Annotated in this window: 11 protein-coding genes; all 11 read left to right on the top strand. The window is 67.8% G+C overall.

Features of this window, described 5'->3' with window-relative positions:
- Positions 1-18: 18 nt before the first annotated feature.
- The 11 genes from CBY09_RS08710 (at position 19) to CBY09_RS08760 (ending at position 17,064) form a co-directional block, all read left to right on the top strand.
- Positions 19-867 carry an SDR family oxidoreductase gene (locus CBY09_RS08710; RefSeq protein WP_094288523.1) on the top strand — a complete coding sequence of 283 codons (849 nt, stop codon included), beginning with the start codon at positions 19-21 and terminating at the stop codon, positions 865-867.
- Positions 864-2,198 carry a flavin-containing monooxygenase gene (locus tag CBY09_RS08715; protein WP_094288525.1) on the top strand — a complete coding sequence of 445 codons (1,335 nt, stop codon included), beginning with the start codon at positions 864-866 and terminating at the stop codon, positions 2,196-2,198. Before CBY09_RS08710 ends, CBY09_RS08715 begins: the two co-directional genes overlap by 4 nt.
- Before the next feature lie 10 nt (positions 2,199-2,208).
- A complete protein-coding gene (locus CBY09_RS08720; protein WP_094288527.1) occupies positions 2,209-3,144 on the top strand; it encodes a bile acid:sodium symporter family protein in 936 nt (311 codons plus the stop codon).
- Positions 3,141-4,151, top strand: a complete 1,011-nt coding sequence (locus tag CBY09_RS08725; protein WP_094288529.1) for an SDR family oxidoreductase — start codon at positions 3,141-3,143, stop codon at positions 4,149-4,151. Before CBY09_RS08720 ends, CBY09_RS08725 begins: the two co-directional genes overlap by 4 nt.
- A 14-nt stretch (positions 4,152-4,165) precedes the next feature.
- Positions 4,166-5,065: an EamA family transporter gene (locus CBY09_RS08730; protein WP_420807443.1), complete on the top strand. Its 900-nt coding sequence runs from the start codon at positions 4,166-4,168 to the stop codon at positions 5,063-5,065.
- Positions 5,066-5,155: 90 nt separating this feature from the next.
- Complete coding sequence (locus CBY09_RS08735; RefSeq protein WP_240515647.1) at positions 5,156-5,716, top strand: ABC transporter ATP-binding protein; 561 nt, start codon at positions 5,156-5,158, stop codon at positions 5,714-5,716.
- Positions 5,717-5,848: 132 nt separating this feature from the next.
- Positions 5,849-6,490 (top strand): LysE family translocator, encoded by a 642-nt coding sequence (locus tag CBY09_RS08740; protein ID WP_094288535.1) that lies wholly within the window; start codon positions 5,849-5,851, stop codon positions 6,488-6,490.
- 148 nt (positions 6,491-6,638) lie between these two features.
- Positions 6,639-8,408 (top strand): efflux RND transporter periplasmic adaptor subunit, encoded by a 1,770-nt coding sequence (locus tag CBY09_RS08745; protein WP_094288537.1) that lies wholly within the window; start codon positions 6,639-6,641, stop codon positions 8,406-8,408.
- Between the two features lie 52 nt (positions 8,409-8,460).
- Positions 8,461-11,571, top strand: coding sequence for an MdtB/MuxB family multidrug efflux RND transporter permease subunit (locus CBY09_RS08750; RefSeq protein WP_094288539.1), 3,111 nt, complete (start codon positions 8,461-8,463; stop codon positions 11,569-11,571).
- An 886-nt stretch (positions 11,572-12,457) separates the two neighbouring features.
- A complete protein-coding gene (locus tag CBY09_RS08755; protein WP_094288541.1) occupies positions 12,458-15,613 on the top strand; it encodes an efflux RND transporter permease subunit in 3,156 nt (1,051 codons plus the stop codon).
- Positions 15,610-17,064, top strand: coding sequence for an efflux transporter outer membrane subunit (locus CBY09_RS08760; protein ID WP_094288543.1), 1,455 nt, complete (start codon positions 15,610-15,612; stop codon positions 17,062-17,064). Before CBY09_RS08755 ends, CBY09_RS08760 begins: the two co-directional genes overlap by 4 nt.
- The last annotated feature ends 5 nt before the right edge of the window (positions 17,065-17,069 follow it).

The raw sequence follows: 17,069 nt of genomic DNA on the forward strand, positions 1-17,069 counted from the left end.
ACATTTCACGGGGTGCTCATGGCGGCGACTTTTCAGAACGCGGTACTCACAGGCGCTTGTGGTGGCCTGGGGCAGGCCCTGGCGCGGGAGCTGATCGGCCAGGGCGCCGCCGTGGCGCTGGTGGGGCTTCACTTGCCCACGTTGCAGGCACTGGCTGCGATGGCGCCTGGGCGCTGCGCGGTGTACACGCCCGATGTGTCCGACAGCATCGCGATGCAGGCCATGGCGGCCGATTGGATGGCGCGCTCGGGCGCGGTGCCCGACCTCGTCATTGCCAACGCGGGCGTGGCGGGCGGCTTTGACACTGCCGAAGCCGACGACCTCGCGGTGCTGCGCCGTATGCTGGAGATCAACCTGCTGGGCGCCGCCACCACCTTCCAGCCGTTTGTGAAAGCCATGCGCGCGCAGCGGCGCGGTGCCCTGGTGGGCGTGGCCAGCATTGCGGGCTGGCGTGGCATGCCGGGCAACGGCGCCTACTGCGCCAGCAAGGGCGGGCTCATCCGCTACCTGGAGAGCCTGCGGGCTGAGTTGCGCGGCGAATCCATTGTGGTCAGCACGGTCAGCCCCGGCTATTTGCGTACCGCGCTCACGGCGGGCAACCGTTTTGCCATGCCGGGCCTGATGGAGCCCGAAGCCGCTGCCCGGGCTCTGCTGGCGGGCGTCGCGCAAGGGCGTACCCACATCGTGCTGCCCGCGCGCATCGGCTGGTTGGCCCGCTTGCTGAACCTGTTGCCCGACGCCCTGCACGACCGACTGCTGCTGGGCCAGCCGCGCAAGCCGCGCGTGGGCGAGGCGGGGGCCACGGCCATTCCGGGCCTGCCGTTGCCTGCAGAGACACCGATACACAACGAAAGCAAAAACGCATGACAACGGAGACAACACCCACTGTGGCAGATACCCGCACCCAGATCGCTCTGATAGGCGCAGGCCCCAGTGGCCTGGCGGCTGCGCGCAACCTGCAAAAGCTGGGCGTGCCCTTCCAGGGCTTTGAGGCGCACATCGACGTGGGCGGTTTGTGGAACATCGAGAACCCGCGCAGCACAGTCTACGAATCGGCACACCTCATCTCCAGCAAACACACCACGGAGTTCACCGAGTTCCCCATGCGCGCCGAGGTGGCCGACTACCCCAGTCACCGCGAGATGCGGCAGTACTTCATGGACTTTGCCGAGCACTTTGGCCTGCGCCCGCACTTCTGGTTTGGCACACGGGTGCTCAAGGTCGAGCCTGTGGGTGAGAGCCCCGCACCGCTGTGGCGCATCACCTGGAGCAAGCACGGCGGACCCGCGCAGACCGCAGAGTTCAAGGGCGTGGTGATTGCCAATGGCACGCTGGCCGAGCCCAACATGCCGCGCTTTGAAGGCCAGTTTGATGGCGAACTGCTGCACACCAGCGCCTACAAAAGTGCGGAGTTGTTCAAAGGCAAACGCGTGTTGGTGGTGGGCGCGGGCAACTCGGGCTGCGACATAGCCGTGGATGCGGTGCATTACGCGCGCAGCGTGGATCTTTCGGTGCGGCGCGGCTACTACTTCGTCCCCAAATACGTGTTCGGCCAGCCCGCTGACACGCTGGGGAGCAAGTTCAAGATGCCGCCCTGGCTCAAGCAGAAGATCGACAGCGTGGTGCTGCAGTGGTTCACCGGCGATCCTGTGCGGTTTGGTTTGCCCAAGCCCGACTACAAGATGTACGAGTCGCACCCGGTGGTCAATTCGCTGGTGTTGCACCACCTGGGCCATGGCGACATTCATGTGAAGCCTGACATCGCACGTTTTGAGGGCCGCACCGTGTTCTTCAAGGACGGCCGCGCACAGGACTACGATCTGGTGCTCTGCGCCACGGGCTACAAGCTGCACTACCCCTTCATCGACCACAGCCTGCTCAACTGGCAGGGCATGGCGCCGCAGCTGTACCTCAACATCCTGTCGCCCCGTTTCGACAACCTGGCGGTGATGGGCATGATCGAGGCGAGTGGCATCGGCTGGCAGGGGCGCTACGAGCAGGCCGAACTGGTGGCGCGCTTCTTCAAGGCGCAGGCCGAGGGGTCGCAGCGCGCCGAGGCCCTGCGACAGGCCAAGGCCGGGCCACCACCCGATCTGTCGGGTGGCTTCAAGTACCTCAAGCTCGAACGCATGGCGTACTACGTGCACAAGGACACCTACCGCAACGCGGTGCGCGCAGCGGCCGCTGCCCTCGCCTGAAAGGACCGCCATGCTGCCCGTGGACGAAATACGCCTGAACTTCAACCCCGCATCGCTGGTGGTGCTCAACGTGGTGCTGGGTTTTCTCATGTTCGGCATCGCACTGGACACGCGCGTTGCCGACTTCAAGCGCGTGCTGCGCATGCCGGGCGCCATGGCGGTGGGCATTGCCGCGCAGTTCATCGTGCTGCCTGCAGTGACCTTTGTGCTCACGCTGCTGCTTCAGCCTGGGCCCAGCATTGCGCTGGGCATGATCCTGGTGGCCTGCTGCCCGCCGGGCAATGTGAGCAACATCCTCACACACCGTGCCGGAGGCAATGTGGCGCTGTCGGTGTCGATGACGGCCATCTCCAACGCGCTGGCCATCGTGCTCATGCCGCTCAACTTCGCCTTCTGGGGGGGCATGCACCCCACGGCGGCGCCGCTGTTGCGCAGCATTGCGCTCGACCCGCTGGAGATGGCGGGCCACATTGTGGCCATCATCGGCATTCCGTTTGTGCTGGGTATTCTCTGTGCCGAAAAGTTGCCGCGCCTCACACAGCGCGTGAACAAGCCCGTGCGCATCCTCAGTTTTGTCTGCCTGATCGGTTTCATCATCGGTGCCGTGGCGGGCAACTGGCGCTACTTTCTGGACTACGTGGGCCTGGTGTTGCTGGCTGTGGCGCTGCACGATGCCTTGGCCTTTGGCACCGGCTATGCCTGCGCGCGCCTGAGCGGCCTGCCGGACTACGACCGGCGCGCAGTGAGCATCGAGGTCGGCATCCGAAACGCCGGGTTGGGCCTGGTGCTGATTTTCAGCTTCTTTGGCGGGCTGGGGGGCATGGCGGTGGTGGCGGGTGTCTGGGGTTTCTGGGACATCATCGCTGGCCTGGCGCTGGCGGGCTGGTGGGGCCGCAGGCCCGCTGCCGTGCCGCCCGCCGATGGCGCCAGGGAGCAGCGCGCATGAGCGGCGCGGCATGGGCAAACCGCCGCATCCTCGTCACCGGCGCCGACGGCTTTCTGGGCCGTAGCGTGGTGGCAGCGCTGGCACGCGAACAGGCGGGCGTGATCGTGGCGGCCGATGTGCGCGAGGTGCCTGCTGAGCGCCGCCTGTCCGGCGTGTCCTATCTGGTGCAGGACGTGCGCGACCCCGCATTGGCGCAGACGCTGGTGGCCCACGCCATCGACAGCGTAGTGCACCTGGCGTCCATCGTCACGCCCGGCAAGGGCTCCAGCCGCGAGTTCGAATATTCGGTGGACGTGCTGGGCAGCCAGAACGTGCTGGATGCCTGTGTGGCCACTGGCGTGAAGCAGCTGGTCGTCAGCTCCAGCGGTGCGGCCTACGGCTACCACGCCGACAACCCCGAATGGCTGCGCGAGACGGATGCGCTGCGGGGCAACGAGGTGTTTGCCTATTCACACCACAAGCGGCTGGTGGAGGAGATGCTGGCGCAATACCGCACGCAGCACCCGGCGCTGGCGCAGACGGTGCTGCGCATTGGCACCATCCTGGGTGAGCGGGTGGACAACCAGATCACCGCCTTGTTTGAAAAGCCGCGCCTGCTTGCCATCCGGGGCAGCGAGAGCCCGTTTGTCTTCATCTGGGACGAAGACGTGACCGGTGCCATCCTGCATGCCTTGCGCACGCAGCTGGCGGGCTGTTTCAACCTGGCGGGTGATGGTGCCTTGCCTTTGCGTGAGATCGCCCGGCGCCTGGGCAAGCCCGTGCTGGAGCTGCCCGCCGGGCTGCTGCGCACCGCGCTGGCGGTGGGCTCTGCGCTCGGTGTGAGCCGCTATGGCCCTGAGCAGCTCGACTTTCTGCGCTACCGGCCGGTGCTGCTGAATACCGCACTCAAGGAGGTGCTGGGCTATGTGCCCGGCAAGACCAGTGCCCAGGCGTTTGAGGCTTTCGTCACTGCACGGGCGCGGCAGGGCCGCCCGGTGGCGGCGGGCGCATCGGTGGCTGCCGCATGAGTGCGCCAGCGGCCTTGAGCCGTGGCGACCTGTTGCGCGCCTTGGCGGTGGTGGTCATCTGGGGGCTGAACTTTGTGGTGATGAAGCTCGGCTTGCAGGGGCTCAGCCCGATGCTGCTGGGCGCGCTGCGCTTTACGGCGGCGTCGCTGCCATTCCTGCTGTTCGTGCCGCGCCCTTCGCTGCCCTGGCGTTTTGTGGTGGGCTACGGGTTGGCGCAGGGCTTGGGGCAGTTTGGTTTTCTGTTTCTGGGGCTGCAGCTGGGCATGACGGCGGGCATGGCGTCGGTGGTGATGCAGACCCAGGCGTTCTTCACCTTGCTGCTGGCCGCGCCGTTGCTGGGGGAGCGCGCCAAGCCCTGGCAGTGGGGCGGCTTGTTGCTGGCGTTCGGCGGCTTGATGACCATCGGCCTCGCGCATGGCGAGGGGCCGGGCCAGATGACGTTGGCGGGGTTTGTGCTCACCCTCGGCGCCGCATTCATGTGGGCGGTGTCCAACCTGGTGGCGCGCCGCGCGGCACAGGCCGGGGCGTATGCGCCGTTTCCCTTCATCGTGTGGAGCAGCGTGGTGCCCATCGGGCCGTTCTTTGCGCTGGCGTTGTGGAGTGAAGGCTCCACCGCCGTGTGGGCACAGCTGCAGTCTTTGAATGGCAAAGGGTTGCTGGCCGTGGCCTACCTGGCCTTTTTGGCCACACTGCTGGCCTACACGCTGTGGACGCAACTGCTGCAACGCCATGCGGCGGGGCGTGTCACACCGTTTTCGCTGCTGGTGCCGGTGGTGGGGCTGTGGGCGGCTTATGCCTTTCTGGGTGAAACCCCGGCGCCTCTGCAGTGGTTGGGCGCAGCCGCAGTGCTCTGCGGGCTGGTGGTGAACCAGGTGGGAGGCTTGTGGTGGGCCCGGCGTGCTGCAGCTTCCTAGAATGGCCGCTTTCCGCATCGAGGAGACAGGGTGGCTGAGAGCGCGTTTTTGTGGGTGAAAGGGTTGCGGTTTGCGTACCCGGAGTGTGCGGTGCTGGACAACCTGTCGCTGGCCTGGCCCCCGGGTCTGGCTTTGGTGCGGGGTGATGAAAGCACCGGCAAAACCACGCTGCTGCGTGTGCTGGCTGGCGAACTGACGGCGCAGGCTGGCCATATCGTGCTGCAAGGGGTGGACCTGAACCAGGCCGCCAAGGCCTCGGCACCACTGGTCTTCTGGGCGGACCCGCGATCCAGCGAGTGGGACCCGCTCACGGCCCGGGGTTGGCTCGACAGTCTGCCGGCGCGCTACCCCCTGTGGGATGCGGCAGCCCTGGTGGAGCACATCGACGGGTTCAGCCTCCACGAGCACCTGGACAAGCCTTTTTATGCCCTGTCTACCGGCAGCAAGCGCAAGGTGCTCATGGCTGGGGCCTTGGCCTCGAACGCACCGCTGACCTTGATCGATGAGCCGGTGGGCGGGCTGGATAAACCTTCCGCCCGCTACCTGGCGCAGGCCCTGGCGTCCCAGGCGGCCCGGCCAGACCGCCTGACCGTGGTGGCGCATTACGAAGCCCTGCCCGATGTGCCCTGGGGCTCGGTGCTGGATCTGTAGCGGTCGTGAGGTGGTAGAGGGCGCCTTGGGGGCATGTACCCTGGGGGCGGTTGTGTAGGCAAGGTCTGCCGTAGACTGCAGCGCTGGCCGTTTCGTTTCCTCTCACACGCCTCACCCTGCAAGGACCGCACCATGGATGCGCTGCTATTTGTTCCGGTTGCCATCGCCATCTCGCTCACCCCCGGGCCCAACAACTTCTGTGGTCTCAACAACGGCATCCGTGCGGGCGTGGGCCCCGCGATGATCGCCACGGTGGGCCGGGCAGCGGCGTTTGCGATCTTTCTGACGGTGTCTGCGGTAGGGCTGGGGGCGATGCTGCTGGCGTCCGAGGCGGCGTTCACGGCCGTGAAATGGGTGGGCGCCGCCTACCTGTTCTGGCTGGGCTGGAAGGCCTGGCACAGCCGCGAGTTCAGCGGTCTGGCGCTGGAGGATGCTCCTGGCGGCGCCCAGGCATCGGGCCAGCCGGCCCAGGTTCATCTGCGTGCGCTCATCACCCAGGAGTTTCTGCTGGGCATCACCAATCCCAAGGCCATCATCCTGTTTGCGGCGATCTTCCCGCAGTTCATCGACCCGGCGCAGCCCGCTGCGCGCCAATTCCTGGTGCTGGGCTCCATTTATCTGGGCAGCGAATTCGTATCGACCGCCGTGTACGCCAGCTTTGGCCGCCAGATCCGCCGCTTCATCCGCACCTCGCGCGGTGTGGCGCGGCTGAACAAGGCCACGGGCGGTTTCTTCATGGGCGCCGGTGGCCTTTTGCTGGCCACCAACCGCTGAATTCGTCCCGAGGCGGGCGCCGCTGCGGCGCCGGTAAACCTCGGCCAAAGCGCGCGTAAATCCTCGGTAAAGGGGGGCTGCAGGTCGGCAGCCGCCGGGGGTGCGCTGGCTACCATTGCTCCTTGCCTATCCATTGTTGCGCTCCACCATGCCACTGACCCGTTTGTTCGCTTGTTCGCAGCGGCCCGCTGTATCGCAATCCGGCAAGCTGCGCCTGTTGCCTGCCGTGTTGTTGGCCGTCCTGGTTGTCGGGGGCGTTGGGGGCGGGGGCTGGTGGTGGAAGCAGCGCCAGGCGGCGTCCGTCCCTGTTTCCGGTGCTGCGGGCCCTGCGGGCAGCAAGCCAGCAGGCGGCCCAGGGCGCTTTGGCGGCGGCAACGTACAGCCCGTGTCGGTAGGCACCGTGCAGCGCGGCGATGTGCGCGTGGTGGTGAGCGCCATCGGCACCATGAGCGCCCGTGCCACCGCCGTGGTGCGCGCCAAGGTGAGTGGCGAGCTGGTGGCGGTGCGCTTCAAGGAAGGTGACGAGGTGCGCGCAGGCCAGGTGCTGGCCGAGATCGACCCCCGCAGCTACCAGGCTGCGCTGTCGCAGGCGCAGGGCACGCTGCAGCGCGACCAGGCGCTGCTCAAGAACGCGCAGCTTGACCTCAAGCGCTACCAAGACCTGCTGGCCCGAGACTCCATCGCCAGCCAGCAGGTGGACACCCAGGCCGCGCTGGTGCGCCAGCTGGAGGGCACCGTGGCATCCGATCAGGCCCAGGTGGATGCCGCACGCCTGCAGCTGAGCTACACCCAGGTCACTGCGCCGTTCGCCGGGCGGCTGGGCCTGCGCCAGGCCGACAAGGGCAATGTGGTGGGGCCGAGCGATGCCAATGGCCTGGTCACCATCAACCAGGTGCGGCCGATGGATGCCGCGTTCTCCGTGCCCGAGGCGCACCTGCCGCAAATGCGCCGCCGCCTGGCCGCCGGTGAAGAACTGCCTGTGGAGCTGTGGGACCGCGACGCCCGCCGCCAACTGGCCAAGGGGCGCGTGGTCGCGCTGGACAACGCCATCGACACCGCCACGGGCACCATCAAGGTCAAGGCCGCCTTTGCCAATGACGACGGCGCGCTGTATCCCAACCAGTTCGTCAATGTGCGCCTGCAGGTCAACCTGCTTGAGGCCGTGCTCACCGTGCCCACCACGGCCGTGCAGAACAACTACGTGTACCTGGTGCAGGAAGACAGTACCGTGACCCAGCGCCGCATCCGGGTGGGCGTGACCGACGGCGAGCGTGTGAGCATCGAAGGCGATCTGCGCGAGGGCGAGCAGGTGGTCACCGATGGCATCGACCGCCTGCGCGAAGGCGCCAAGGTCGCCGTGATCGACGCGGGGGCCGTGACGCGCGCCGACCAGGCGGCCCAGGACCAGGCCGCGCAGCGCCGCGCCTTCATCGCATCGCTGCCGCCCGAGGTGCGCGAAAAGTTGCAGAAGATGAGTCCTGAAGAGCGCCGCGCCTTTTTGCGCGAGCGGCGGGCACAGATGGGTGCGGGCGGCGCAGCGGCTCCAGCGTCGGCGGCCTCTGCTGCTGTCTCTTCCGCGTCGGGTGTGGGTGCTCCCGCTGCTGCCCCTGCGTCCGGCCCGCAGGCCTCGGCAGCACCACAACCGCAGCGCAGTGAAACGCCGGCCCGTGCCGCCGCACCGCAAGCCTCTCCAGGCGCGGCGCCGCCTGCACCGCCTGCAGCCCCCGCAGCGCCTGGTGATCGCGCTGCGGAACCCCCTCGGGGCATTCCTCCGCAGGTGAAGGCACTGCTGGACCAGATGCCCGCCGACGAGCGTGCCCGCGTGATGGCCCTGCCGCAGGACGAACGCCGCGCCTACATCCGCGAGCGGCTGCAACAGCAACCGCCCCAGGGCGGCGCGACCAGCCCGGCACGTTGAGCGCGGCGTCCCCGGTTTCTCCCCTGCCTGTTTTGCCAGCGCCTCCGTCGCCATGAACCTGTCGCGCCTTTTTGTCCTGCGTCCCATCGCCACCGCGCTGCTCATGGTGGCGATCCTGATCGCGGGGCTGATGGCCTACCGGCTGCTGCCCACCTCGGCCCTGCCCGAGGTGGACTACCCCACCATCCAGGTCACCACGCTGTATCCGGGCGCGAGCCCCGATGTGATGACCTCCAACGTCACGGCGCCGCTGGAGCGGCAGTTTGGCCAGATGCCGGGGCTGTCGCAAATGTCGTCCACCAGCTCTGGCGGCGCTTCGGTCATCACGCTGCGGTTTGCGCTTGATATGGCGCTGGATGTGGCCGAGCAGCAGGTGCAGGCGGCCATCAATGCGGGCAGCAACCTGCTGCCCAGCGACCTTCCCATGCCGCCGCTGTACAGCAAGGTCAATCCTGCGGACGCGCCCATCTTGACGCTGGCCATCACCTCGCCCTCGCTGCCCGTGATCCGCGTGAACGACCTGGTGGAAAACCGCCTCGCGCCCAAGCTCTCGCAGGTGCAGGGCGTGGGCCTGGTGGCCATTGCGGGCGGGCGCCGCCCGGCCGTGCGCATCCAGGCCAACCCCACGGCACTGGCGCAGCTGGGCCTCACGCTGGAGGACGTGCGCACCTCCATCGCCGCCGCCAACGTCAAGCAGGCCAAGGGCGGCTTTGATGGCGCTGCACGTGCGTCCACCATTGACGCCAACGACCAACTGCAGTCGGCGGCCGAGTACCGCGACCTCATCATCGCCTTCAAGAACGGCGCCCCGGTGCGCCTGAAGGACGTGGCCGACACGGTGGACGATGCCGAGAACACCCGCCTCGCCGCCTGGGCGGGCACGGCAGACACGGGCGCCAAGCCCGGCGTGATCCTCAATATCCGCCGCCAGCCCGGCGCCAACGTGATCGACACGGTGGACCGCATCAAGGCCCTGCTGCCGCAGCTGCAAAGCACCTTGCCCGCGTCGCTGGATGTGCAGGTGCTGACGGACCGCACGGTGACGGTGCGCGCCTCGGTGCGCGACATGCAGGTAGAGCTGGGCCTGGCCGTGGTGCTGGTGGTGGCAGTGATCTTTGTCTTCCTGCGCAGCCCCTCGGCCACGCTGATCCCGAGCGTGGCCGTGCCGCTGTCGCTCATCGGCACCTGCGGTGTGATGTACCTCGCGGGGTTCTCCATCAACAACCTCACGCTGATGGCGCTGACGATCTCCACCGGCTTTGTGGTGGACGATGCCATCGTGATGATCGAGAACATTGCCCGCTATGTGGAAGAGGGCGAGGCGCCGCTCGCGGCCGCGCTCAAGGGCTCGCAGCAGATCGGCTTCACCATCATCTCGCTCACCATTTCGCTGATTGCGGTGCTGATCCCGCTGCTGTTCATGGGCGATGTGGTGGGGCGGCTGTTCCACGAGTTCGCCATCACGCTGGCCGTGTCCATCCTGATCTCGGCCGTGGTGTCACTCACGCTCACCCCGATGCTGTGCGCGCGGCTGCTGCGCCACACCCCCGAAGACAGCCACGGCCGCCTGTACCAGGCCACGGGCCAGTTCTTTGACCGCACGATTGCGGGCTATGGCCGCATGCTAGCCTGGGTGCTGGACCGGCGAGGCTGGACCTGGCTGGTGTTCCTGGCCACGCTGGCGCTCACCGTGGTGCTTTACCTGTTCATCCCCAAGGGCTTCTTCCCGGTGCAGGACACCGGCACGCTGCAGGCCACCACCGAGGCGGACCAGTCGATCTCGTTTGCGGGCATGGCCGCGCGCCAGCAGGCCGTGGCCGAGCGGCTGCTCGAAGACCCCGCCGTGCGCAGCATCTCGTCGTTCATTGGCGTGGATGGGGCCAACACCACGCTCAATACGGGCCGCCTGCTGATCGACCTGCAGCCGCACGCGCAGCGCGACAAGGCCGATGTGGTGCAGCAGCGCCTGGCCGAGCGCGTACAGAACCTGCCGGGCATCCGTCTGTTCATCCAGCCTGTGCAGGACCTGACCATCGAAGACCGGGTGGCGCGCACGCAGTACCAGTGGCTGCTGTCGTCGCCCGACATGCAGCAACTCACCACCAGCACCACCGAGTTGCTGCGCCGCCTGCGCGCCCTGCCCGAGCTGACCGATGTGGCCAGCGACCTGCAGGACCAGGGCCGCCAAGCCTATGTGCAGATCGACCGCGCCCAGGCCAGTCGCCTGGGCGTGACGGTGGCGGGCATTGACGCGGCGCTGTACAACGCCTTTGGCCAGCGGCTGATCTCGACCATCTTCACCCAGTCCAACCAGTACCGCGTCGTGCTGGAGGTGGCGCCACAGTTCAAGGTGGGGCCCGAGGCACTGCAGAGCATCTATGTGCCGTCGAGCACCGGTGCGCCGGTGCCGCTGTCGTCGGTGGCGCGCATCGAGGAGCGCAACATGCCGCTGGTGGTCAACCACGTGGGCCAGTTGCCGGCTGCGACGATTTCGTTCAACACCGCGCCGGGCGTGTCGCTGGGCAATGCCGTGGCTGCCATCGAGCGCGAGAAGGCTGCCGTGCAGGCCGAGGGGTTGTTGCCGCTGTCGGTGGAGACGAGCTTTCAGGGCGCGGCGCTGGCGTTTCAGGCGTCGTTGTCGAACACGCTGCTGCTGATCCTGGCGGCGGTGGTCACCATGTACATCGTGCTGGGCGTGCTGTACGAGAGCACGGTGCACCCGGTCACGATTTTGTCCACGCTGCCCTCGGCCGGGGTGGGGGCCTTGCTGGCGTTGATGGCAGCGCGGCTGGACCTGGACATCATTGCCATCATCGGCATCGTGCTGCTGATCGGCATCGTAAAGAAGAACGCGATCATGATGATCGACTTTGCGCTGGAGGCGCAGCGGGACGAGGGCTTGAGTGCGCGTGATGCGATTTACCAGGCATGTCTGTTGCGGTTTCGGCCGATTTTGATGACGACGCTGGCGGCTTTGCTGGGGGCGTTGCCGATGATGCTGGGCACGGGGGTGGGCAGCGAGTTGCGGCACCCGCTGGGGGTGACGATGGTGGGGGGGTTGATCCTGAGCCAGTTGCTCACGCTGTTTACGACGCCGGTGATTTACCTCACGTTCGAGGGGTGGGCGCAGCGGTGGCGTGGGCGGCGGGGTGAGGGGGCGTGATGGCATCCGTGGATTGCGCTTTTTCATTCACCGCTCGGGCTGAGCTTGTCGAAGCCTTGGCGTGCTGGTTTGAAAAGCATGCTCGGGTTGAGGGCGGGAGCCGGGTTGTCGCCCCGGCAGGCGACTCACTTTCTTTTGCTTCGCCAAAAGAAAGTAAGCAAAGAAAAGGCGACCCCCAGTCTGCGACCCCTTCGCTGTGCGAAGGGGCAAACCTGCGTCGGGGCGGTTGCGGGGTGCGCCGTGGAACTCGCTTTGCGCTGCGCGCGCCGCTCGGACAACCACGGCGAGTCAGATCACGAGGCATGGGCGCTGCGACGCCCATGCTCACCCCGCAACCGCCCCGCAGCAGGCGCAGCCAGCAGGGGGTGGGGAGCCGAACAGCCGAAAACCCAAACAGCCGAACAGCCGCACGGGCCATCGCTTCGCTCGGCCCCCTCTCGCGGGCGCAAGCGCCTCGCGCTGCGCAGGCGGGGCCGAGCGCAGCGATGGCCCGTGTGGATGTCCGATTCGCGGGTTCCCTTCTGGATGCGCCTGGGGCGCGCAGGGCGCGGGGTGGCACGCGCGTCGGAGCGCGCGTGCTTCGTGAACTGACTCACCGCAGTTGTCCGAGCGGAGCGCCGCAGGCGCGCAGCGAGTTCTGCGGTGCACCCCGTGCCCGAGCACCGCAGGTTGCCCCGCAGCGCAGCGAAGGGGTCGCAGACAGCAGGGTCGCCCTTTCTTTGGTGACTTTCTTTCGGCGAGACGAAAGAAAGTTACTGCGCCGCCGGGCGCACACCCCGGCTCCCGCCCCATGCACAAGCATGCTGAATGCTTCCAAAAACATAGCTGCTAAGGCAATATCAACGAGCGCAAACGCCCAAAAAAGCCTAAAAGAAGAGGCCCGCCCATGAGCCTCTCCACCCCCTTCATCCACCGCCCCATCGGCACCATGCTCCTCACCCTGGGCCTGGCCCTGGCTGGTGCGGTGTCGTACTTCCTGCTGCCCGTCGCCCCACTGCCGCAGGTGGACTACCCCACCATCTCGGTCAGCGCCAGCCTGCCTGGCGCCAGCCCCGACACCATGGCCGCCACCGTCGCCACGCCGCTGGAGCGGTCGCTGGGGGCCATCGCGGGTGTCACCGAGATCACCTCGCGCTCCATCCTGGGCAGCACCTCCATCACGCTGCAGTTCGACCTGGACCGCAATGTAGACAGCGCCGCGCGCGATGTGCAGGCCGCCATCAACGCCGCACGCACGCTGCTGCCCACGGGCATGCCCAGCAACCCGACCTACCGCAAGGTCAACCCGGCGGATTCGCCCATCATGATCCTGGCGCTCACGTCGGACCTGCTCACGCGCGGTCAGATGTACGACGCGGCCTCCACCGTGCTGGCGCAAAAGCTCTCGCAGGTCGAGGGCGTGGGCCAGGCCACGGTGAGCGGCGGCGCGTTGCCTGCCGTGCGCGTGGAGCTGGACCCGGTGCGGCTCGCGTCCAACGGCATTTCGCTGGAGCAGGTGCGCAGTGCCATCGTCACCACCAATGCCAACCGGCCCCTGGGTGCGGTGGAGCGCGAGGACCACTACTGGCAGGTGGCCACCAACGACCAGGCCCGCGTGGCGGCCGACTATGCACCGCTGGTGCTGCGCTGGAAGAACGGCCAGGCCGTACGGCTGCAGGATGTGGCCGAGGTGGTGGATTCGGTGCAGGACGTGCGCAACTTTGGCGTGGCCAATGGCAAGCCCGCCATCCTGCTGCAGGTGTACAAACAGCCCGGCGCCAATATCCTCGAAGCGGTGGAGCGAGTGCGTTCGCTGCTGCCCGCGCTGCAGGCGTCCATCCCGGCGTCCATCGATATCGAGGTGGTGTCCGACCGCACGCCCACGCTGCGCGCTTCGGTCAAGGAGGTGGAGCGTGCGCTGTTCATTGCTGTGGCGCTGGTGGTGCTGGTGGTGTTCCTGTTTCTGCGCAACGGGCGCGCCACGCTCATCCCCAGCGTGGCGGTGCCGGTGTCGCTGGCTGGCACGTTTGGCGTGATGTACCTGGCGGGCTACACGCTCGACAACCTCTCGCTCATGGCGCTCACGGTGGCCACGGGCTTTGTGGTGGACGATGCCATCGTGGTGCTCGAAAACATCATGCGCCACATGGAGCGGGGCAAGACCGCGCTGCAGGCTTCGCTCGACGGCGCGCGCGAGATCGGCTTCACCGTGGTGTCGATGAGCATTTCGCTCATTGCGGTGTTTGTGCCCATTCTGTTCATGGGTGGCATCGTGGGGCGGTTCTTCCGTGAGTTCGCCATCGTCATGTCCTCGGCCATCCTGGTGTCGATGGTGGTATCGCTCACCACCACGCCCATGATGTGCGCCGCGCTGCTCAAGCCCCACCACCTGACCCCTGTGCGGCGCAGCGGCTGGCGAGGTGCCGTGGGCCGGTGGCTGGGGCGGGCCCAGGTGCGGGGCATGCGCCTGTACCGCCGCAGCCTGGCCTGGTGCCTGCGCCACCAGCCGGTGGCCCTGCTGGCGCTGGCCTGCGTGGTGGGGCTCAACGTGTACCTCTACACCGCCATCGACAAGGGCTTCATGCCCGAGCAGGACACGGGCCGCATCTCGGGCTTCATCCGGGCCGACCAGGCCACGTCCTACCAAGCCATGGAACAGCGGCTGCAGCGTTTCCTGGCCATCGTGCAGGCCGACCCGGCCGTGGAGCATGTGACGGGCTTCACCGGCGGCTGGCAGCGCAACGCGGCGGCCATGTTCATGACACTCAAGCGGGGGCCGGGGCAGGAGAGTTCGGAGGTGGTCATCGCACGGCTGCGCGAGCGGCTCAAGAACGAGCCCGGCGCGCGCCTGTTCATGTCGCCGCAGCGCGATGTGCGCATCGGCGGGCGGCAGAGCAGCGGCGCATCGTTCGACTACACGCTGCAGGCCGACGACATTGGCGACCTGCGCACCTGGGAGCCACGCATCCGCCAGGTGCTGAGCCAGCTGCCCGAGCTGGAGGACGTGAACAGCGATGTGCAGGACTACGGCCTGCAGACTTCGCTGGTCATCGACCGCGACGCTGTGGCGCGCCTGGGCCTGACCATGGCGCAGATCGACGCCACGTTGAACGACGCCTTCGGCCAGCGCCAGGTGGGTGTGATCTACAACCCGCTCAACCAGTACCGTGTGGTGATGGAGGCCGAGCCGCGCTTTCTGCAAAGCCCCGAGACACTGCGCGGCTTCTTCTTCGTGAACAACCTGGGCCAGCCGATTCCGCTCACCGCGTTTGCGCGCATTACCACTACCAACACGCCGCTGTCGGTCAACCATGACCGGGGCACGCCTGCCAGCAGCATCAGCTTCAGCCTGGCGCCGGGCGTGTCGCTGTCGCAGGCGTCCGATGCCGTGCGCAATGCGGTGGCCGAGCTGGGCGTGCCGGTGTCGGTGCGGGGCTCGTTCAGCGGCACGGCGGGGGCGTTTCAGGATGCGCTGGCGGGCCAGCCGCTGCTGATCCTGGCGGCCATGGTCACCATCTACCTGGTGCTGGGCATGCTGTACGAGAGCCTGGTGCACCCGGTCACCATCCTGTCCACCCTGCCGTCGGCGGGCGTGGGGGCGCTGTTGGCGCTGATGCTGTTCAAGACCGAGTTCTCGCTCATTGCGCTCATCGGCGTGATCCTGCTGATCGGCATCGTCAAGAAAAACGCGATCCTGATGATCGACTTTGCCCTGACGCGGCAGCGCCAGCGGGGCGGGGCGCATGTGACGGCCGCGCAGGCCATCTACCGCGCCTGCAACCTGCGTCTGCGCCCCATCCTTATGACCACCGTGGCCGCCATCTTTGGCGCGCTGCCGCTGGCCCTGGGCCGGGGCGATGGCGCCGAGCTGCGCCAGCCGCTGGGCATTGCCATCGTGGGCGGCCTGCTGGTGAGCCAGCTGCTCACGCTCTACACCACGCCGGTCATGTATGTGGCGCTGGACCGGCTGCGCACGCGCGTGCTGCGCGCCGTGGGCCGCCGCCGCACGCAGGCGGGCGCCACGCCCGCCGCCCCGGCGGCCTTGCAAGGAAACGACGGATGACCTCTTCCACCTTTTCACGCCGAACCGCCTGGCCGGTGGCGCTGGCCAGCGGCCTGTGGCTGGTGGGTTGCGCACAGACGCCACCCTACGAGCGCCCCGGCATGGACATCCCGGCGGCCTACAAGGAGCAGGCCGCCGCCCAGGCCCAGGGCATCTGGAAGCCCGCACAGCCCCAGGCGACCTCCATGCTACCGCCCACCTGGTGGACGGTGTACGGCGATGCTGTGCTGGACCGCCTGCAGCAGCAGGCTGATGCCAACAGCCCCACGTTGGCGCAAAGCGCCGCCCGCCTGCGCGCCGCCCAGGCAGCGGTGGCCAGCAGCAGCGCTGCCGCACTGCCCACTGTGGGCGCCAATGCCAGCAGCAGCCGCGCGCGCAGCGGCACGCAACTATCCGACGGCAGCAGCACTACGCGCATCAGCACCAGCCATTCGCTGGGCCTGTCTGCCAGCTGGGAGCTGGACCTGTGGGGCCGCATCTCCGCTGGGGTGGGTGCCGCGCAGGCCAGTGCCCAGGCCAGCGCCGACGACCTGGCTGCGGCCCGCCTGTCGCTGCAGGCGGCCGTGGCGCAGACCTATTTTTCGCTGCGCACGGCCGAGGCCCAGGCCGCGCTGCTGGCCGAGACGCTGAAGGCCTACAACAAGAGTTGGGAGCTGACGCGCAACCGCCAGGCAGCGGGTGTGGCGTCCAGCGCCGATGTGGCGCAGGCCGAGGTGCAGTACAAGACCACCCAGGTGCAGCTGCTGGAGGCGCAGACCACGCGCAGCCAGCTGGAGCATGCGCTGGCGGCCCTGCTGGGCCAGGCGCCTGCGGCCTTTGCGCTGGAGGCCACGGCCGCGCTGCCCGCACCGGCGGATGTGCCTCAGGCCCTGCCGTCAGACCTGCTGCAGCGCCGTCCCGACATCGCTGCTGCCGAGCGCCGCGTGGCCGCCGCCAACGCGCAGATTGGCGTGGCGCGCGCGGCGTATTTCCCTGCGCTCACGCTGTCGGCGGCGGGCGGCTACCGGGGCGCGCCCCTGGCCGACCTGTTCAGCGCGCCCAACCTGTTCTGGTCGCTGGGGCCTGCGCTGGCGGCGTCGATTTTTGATGGCGGCGCACGCAGCGCAGCGGTAGAGACCGCCCGCGCCAACCATGCGCAGGTCACGGCCGCCTACCGCCAGACCGTGCTCACGGCGCTGCAGGAGGTGGAGGACAACCTGACTGCCGCCGCCGCATTGGCGCAGGAGGAGCAACTGCAGCGCGAGGCCACCGCCGCTGCGCAGCGCGCGCTGGATGTGGTGGAGAACCAGTACCGCGCGGGCACCGTGGGCTACCTCAATGTGCTGAATGCCCAGACCACGGTGCTGTCGTCGCAGCGCAGCCTGATCGACGTGAAGAGCCGCCGCCTGTCGGCCGTGAATGCGCTCCTCAAGAACGTGGCCGGGCGCTGGGAGGCGCTGCCACCTGCCTGAACTGC

This window comes from Acidovorax kalamii (assembly GCF_002245625.1).
Classification (GTDB): Bacteria; Pseudomonadota; Gammaproteobacteria; order Burkholderiales; family Burkholderiaceae_C; genus Acidovorax; species Acidovorax kalamii.